The organism is Psychrobacter sp., from assembly GCF_035469765.1.
Lineage (GTDB): Bacteria > Pseudomonadota > Gammaproteobacteria > Pseudomonadales > Moraxellaceae > Psychrobacter.
Genome location: NZ_DATIRM010000145.1, coordinates 1 through 5887 on the forward strand (window position 1 = coordinate 1; position 5887 = coordinate 5887).

At 42.5% G+C, this 5887-nt stretch carries 3 protein-coding genes; 2 read left to right on the forward strand and 1 reads right to left on the reverse strand.

What is annotated here, in order from left to right:
• Window positions 1–623 precede the first annotated feature (623 nt).
• A complete protein-coding gene (aceE, locus tag VLN09_RS04105) occupies window positions 624–3437 on the forward strand; it encodes a pyruvate dehydrogenase (acetyl-transferring), homodimeric type (RefSeq protein ID WP_325243946.1) in 2814 nt (937 codons plus the stop codon).
• Window positions 3438–3462: 25 nt separating this feature from the next.
• A complete protein-coding gene (locus VLN09_RS04110) occupies window positions 3463–5211 on the forward strand; it encodes a 2-oxo acid dehydrogenase subunit E2 (protein ID WP_325243948.1) in 1749 nt (582 codons plus the stop codon).
• Between the two features lie 164 nt (window positions 5212–5375).
• Here the strand turns inward: VLN09_RS04110 and VLN09_RS04115 are convergent.
• On the reverse strand, window positions 5376–5887 hold a 512-nt coding region (locus tag VLN09_RS04115), incomplete at its 5' end, for an OmpW/AlkL family protein (RefSeq protein WP_325243950.1).

The window sequence follows — 5887 nt, forward strand, 5'->3', positions numbered from 1 at the left end:
AGTTCTTGATTTTGAAAAGCGCTGAGTCTGATACATATTGCTATCTCTATAAACTGACACTTGCTAAAAGTATTTATCCAAGTACAAATAATGGATATAATCAAAAATTTGTTTATATTACTTAACTTACTATATTACGAAATAATTTTGTAAAAGTCTTCGGAAATAGATGAATGGTGGTTTTAGTATGACCAAATACATATTTTCTGCTAAATATTATATTTGTCATCCATTGCAAAAAAATCCCAACAAACCTCCCAAACACCTCAAAAAAATAATCACTATTTATTTTAAAAATACTTGTGATATCGGCATTTCTCTATAGCTATAAACAATTTGTTGATAAACGCCTATAATGGATAGTCAATATCATTTGATGATGAAAGTCGCATATCGGTTGTCGTTTACTTTTACCGCGATGTCTGTTTTACCCCCTCCATGCCAAAGTACAGTTACTGCTTATTCGCAACTGGTTTGTAATACCCACGATATATAATGGAATGACAAAATCCTGCAAGGAAGGCATTAGGTAAATCGTTTGCTTACGAAAATATGTATAACTCTGTGATTTAATAATACCCTGCCATCATGTAGGGATGACTGATAAAAAAGGATTAAAAAAGATGAATTATTACAAGGATGCTGATAGCAGCGAAACGCAGGAATGGCTTCAGGCTTTTGAGTCTGTGATTAAGCATGCTGATAAAGATCGTGCGCAGTTCTTATTAAAAGCCTTATACAATATGGGGGTGCAAGAAGGCCTGCCATTTAACCGTTTAGATACGGCTTATATCAATACCATCGCCGTTGAAGATGAACCCATGTACCCAGGTGACTTGACGATCGAGCGCAAAATTCGTGCCTTGATTCGTTATAATGCTTTGGCAATGGTCATGCGTGCTAATAAAAACGACGACGATTTGGGTGGTCACTTAGCGACATTCGCTTCAAGTGCTACCCTTTATGAGACAGGTTTTAACCACTTTTTCCGTGCTGCCAGTGATCATTTCGGTGGTGATATGATTTATTACCAAGGTCACTCAGCCCCTGGTATCTATGCACGTTCTTATTTAGAAGGGCGCTTGACTGAAGAGCAGCTAGACAATTTCCGCCGTGAAGTCGGTGGTAAAGGTTTATCGAGCTATCCGCACCCGTATCTAATGCCTGATTATTGGCAGTTCCCAACGGTTTCAATGGGCTTAGGTCCTATCATGTCGATCTACCATGCCCACGTCCATCGTTATATGGAAAACCGTGGTTTGCTTGAAAAAGAAGGTCGTAAGATTTGGACCTTCTTAGGCGATGGCGAAACCGATGAGCCAGAAAGCTTAGGTGCTATCTCGCTTGCCGGTCGTGAAAAATTGGACAACCTCATTTGGGTGGTTAACTGTAACTTGCAGCGCCTTGATGGTCCTGTTCGTGGTAATGGTAAAATCATTCAAGAATTAGAATCTGTATTCCGCGGCGCAGGCTGGCGGGTGATTAAAGTTGTTTGGGGCGGTCAGTGGGATACTCTGCTTGATAAAGATGTTTCAGGCGCTCTTAAATACCGTATGCAAGAAACGGTCGATGGCGAGTATCAGCTATATGAAGCGCGTACGGCTGAATTTACTCGCGAGCATTTCTTTAATAAGTACCCTGAATTAAAAGAGATGGCAGATGCCTTGACCGATGAAGATATCTCACGTTTAAACCGTGGTGGTCATGATCCTATGAAGGTTTACGCCGCATTTAGTGAAGCGATGAAAACCAAAGGTCAACCAACGGTTATTTTGGTCAAAACCGTGAAAGGTTATGGTCTATCTACCCAGACTCAGGCAGTGAATAAATCGCATCAGGTCAAAAAGCTTGATCAAGAAGCCTTAATGTATTTCCGCGACCGTTTTGATTTGCCGTTTACCGATGAGCAATTAGAGACGCTACCGTTTTATCGCCCTGAAGAAGATTCAGCGGAGATGAAATATCTTAAAGGTCGCCGTGAAGCCTTGGGTGGTCATCTGCCAAATCGTCGCAGTGGTCATATTCCTTTAAATATCCCTGATTTGTCTATCTTTGATCGTGTTTTAAAAGGCAGTAACGGTAAAGAGCAATCAACCACTATGGTGTTTGTGCGTCTATTATCAGCGATGCTAAAGAACAAAGACATCCAAGATCGCGTCGTGCCTATCGTTCCTGATGAAGCCCGTACTTTTGGTCTAGAAGGGATGTTCCGCCAGTTGGGTATTTACTCGGCAGTTGGTCAAAAATATACGCCAGAAGATAGTGAAGCCTTGATGGGCTATAAAGAAGCCCTCGATGGTCATATGTTGGAAGAAGGCATCAATGAAGCGGGCGCAATGAGTGCGTGGATTGCGTTAGCTACTAGTTATTCTGTCAATGCGTTACCGATGATTCCGATGTATATCTACTACTCAATGTTCGGTTTCCAGCGTATTGGTGATCTAGCATGGGCGGCAGGCGATTGTCAGGCTCAAGGTTTCCTACTCGGTGCAACCGCAGGTCGTACAACATTGAACGGCGAAGGCTTGCAACATCAAGATGGTCATTCACAAATTCTATTTAACGTGGTACCAAACTGCGTAACCTATGATCCTTGCTTTGGTTATGAGTTGGCAGTGGTGATGCATGATGGTCTGCGCCGTATGTATGGTGAAGGCGAGCGCGTTTATTATTACTTGACCTTGATGAATGAAAACTACGAACAGCCTGAAATGCCAGAAGGCGTAGAGGAAGGCATTAAGCGTGGTATGTATTTACTAGAAGATAATGGCTCAGCGCAAGTTCAGTTATTAGGTTCTGGTGTCATCTTACGTGAAGTACAAAAAGCATCACAAATTCTAAAAGACGATTTCAATATTACTTCAAACGTTTGGAGTGTGACCAGCTTTAACGAATTGACTCGTGATGGTATGGCTTGTGATGATTATAATCGCTTGCATCCGATGGAAGAAGAAATAGTACCTTGGGTTACTGAGCAGTTGGCGCCGCACGAAGGTATCGTCGTTGCCGCAACAGATTATATGCGTAATTACTCAGAGCAAATCCGTGCTTGGTTACCTGACAACCGTCCTTATACCACGCTTGGTACCGATGGCTATGGTCGCTCAGATACTCGTGAAAATCTCCGTAGCTTCTTCCACGTTGATGCCGCACACATCGTTGTTGCCACGCTAAAACGCTTGGCAGATGAAGGTGAAGTTGAGATGCGCTTGGTAAAAGATGCGATTTCAAGCTTTGGTATTGAAGCCGATCAGCCACCTGCATGGCAGCAACAGCCTTATTATGATCACTTCCCAGATGCACCAGCACCTGACAATGTTAATCCAAGTCCGGTACCTGAGTTTATTAGTGAAGAGGATGAAGAGATAAGCAGTGAAGGGCGCGCCGAAGACAAAGCCGATGCCACCTTACTTAATAATGATGACGTCACAGAATAATAACCATAAGACAAGGAGAACAAGGATGGAAATTAAAGCCCCCGATTTGGGTGTTGATAGCGCCGAAGTCAGTGAAATTATGGTTGCAGTTGGTGATGTCATCGCAAAAGACGATAATATTATTTTGCTTGAGTCAGATAAAGCGTCAGTTGAAGTGCCAAGCTCTGCTGCTGGTAAAGTAACCAAAATCAGCGTTGCGATTGGTGATCAAGTTAGTGAAGGTATGGTGCTAATCGAGCTTGAAAGCGAGACTGACAGCCAAGATGAGAGCCAAAGTGCAGAAGAACCTGCTGCTGACACTCAAGATAAGTCTCGTGATGCTGAGCAAGAAGAAACGCAAAAAGAAGAGCAAAGTGATAAGGCGTCAGCTGAGTTAAATACCGCTCAGCCTACTCAACAAGCAGCAACAGCAACCACTCATGCGCTACCAGATTTAGGCGTCGATGAAGCGCAAGTTTCTGAGATTATGGTTAGTGTCGGTGATATGGTCACTGCCGATCAGTCTATCTTGCTGATTGAGTCGGATAAAGCTTCAGTTGAAGTACCAGCGCCGCAAGCAGGCAAAGTTGAAAAAATACTGGTACAAACTGGCGATATGGTTGCCAATGGTCAAGACTTTATTGTCATCATTGGTCAAAGCTCAGATAATGCTGATGCTGCAAGCGAAGCCAAAGCACCGGTCGCGCAGTCGCAAGATGCAAAACCAGCGCCTACGGATAAAAAAACTGATTCAAGCCAGAAAGCAGATAAGCAAGTAAGCACTGAGCCTAAACAAGCTGCTAACACTGTATCTAGTGCCAATAGTAGCGCAGAAAATAAGCTGACCGAAGCACAAGTCAATGAAAAAATGATTGATGTCTATGCTGGTCCAGCTGTCCGTAAGCTTGCGCGTCAGTTGGGTGTAGATATTAGTGCGGTAGCGGGTTCAGCATTAAATTCGCGTATCTTAAAAGAAGATTTATTTGCGCATGTCAAACAAAGCTTAACGACCAAACAAACCGCGCCAGCTGCTGGAGCCGGTGCATCTAGAGCTAGCTTACCAAGCTTGCCTGATATGAGTAACGTTGAGATTTGGGGTGAAACGGAAACCCAAGACTTAACCCGCTTACAGAAGGTATCGATACCGCAGCTTAATTACAATACTTACTTGCCACAAGTGACGCAGTTTGATTTGTCTGATATTACTGAGACAGAGCAGCTGCGTAGCGAACTGAAAGGTGGTATGAAAGCTGAAGGTATTGGACTGACGATTTTGGCTTTTATCGTCAAAGCAACCGCTTATGCATTGACTCAGCATCCACGATTTAATAGTCATTTAAGCGATGATAATACCCAAGTTATCTTACGCAAAAGTGTGAATATGGGTATTGCAGTAGCAACAGATGATGGCTTAATCGTGCCAGTGATTAAAAATGCTCACGAAAAAGGCATTAAGAAAATTGCGATTGAAATCGGCGAGTTGGCTATCAAAGCCCGTGATAAAAAACTAAGCACCAAAGACTTACAAGGCGCTAGCTTTACTATATCAAGTCAAGGTATCTTGGGTGGCACCGCATTTACGCCACTGGTAAACTGGCCACAGGTCGGTATTTTGGGTGCATCAGAAGCCACTATGCAACCGAAGTGGAATGCTGCAAAGCAAACTTTTGAGCCGCGTTTGATGTTGCCACTGTCGTTATCATACGACCACCGTGTAATTAATGGTGCTGATGCGGCTGTATTTACGCGCTATGTTGCAACCCTGCTTGCGGATCCTCGTCATATTTTGCTATAAGTTTTACGACTACTTAAAATAATATGAATAATAAAAAGACTGTCTGCGGATGGTCTTTTTTATATCTGTTATTTCATCAGAATATAGATAAATGACAGACACAAAAAAGCCAGCAATTCAGCTAGCTTTTTTATTCATTATATTTAGCTTATGATACTGCTAAATTAGAACTGTTTAACAAATGCAACGCCATAAACCCAAGGGCTAATGTCGATTTCGCCAATATCAGTACCATTTAGAGTAGCATCAGTTTTGATGTCCATATAACGGGCATCAATACGGAAAGACTCAGTCGCAGCAAATGGGATATCAAGACCGATATGACCAGCTATACCAACACTATCGTCAAGCTTTAGATCAGCGCCAGGCTGATTAAGTTTTTCCTTGAAGAAAGTCGTATAGTTGACACCAACACCAACGAAGGGCTTGATGTTCATTGGCATATTGTCATAGTCAAAGTGATATTGTAATGAAAGTGTTGGTGGTAAATGTTGAGTTCTACCGGTGATCTCATTATTTAAAGAATCAGTTAAGGTAAAATCATGATGAAATGGGATCGCAGCTAGTAGTTCAACACCAACGTTATTAGCGATAAAGTATTCACCACTGATAGTTGGACGTACATCGCCATCAACATCAACAGAAAAATCACCTGCTGCTAATGGGTTTTCTATTG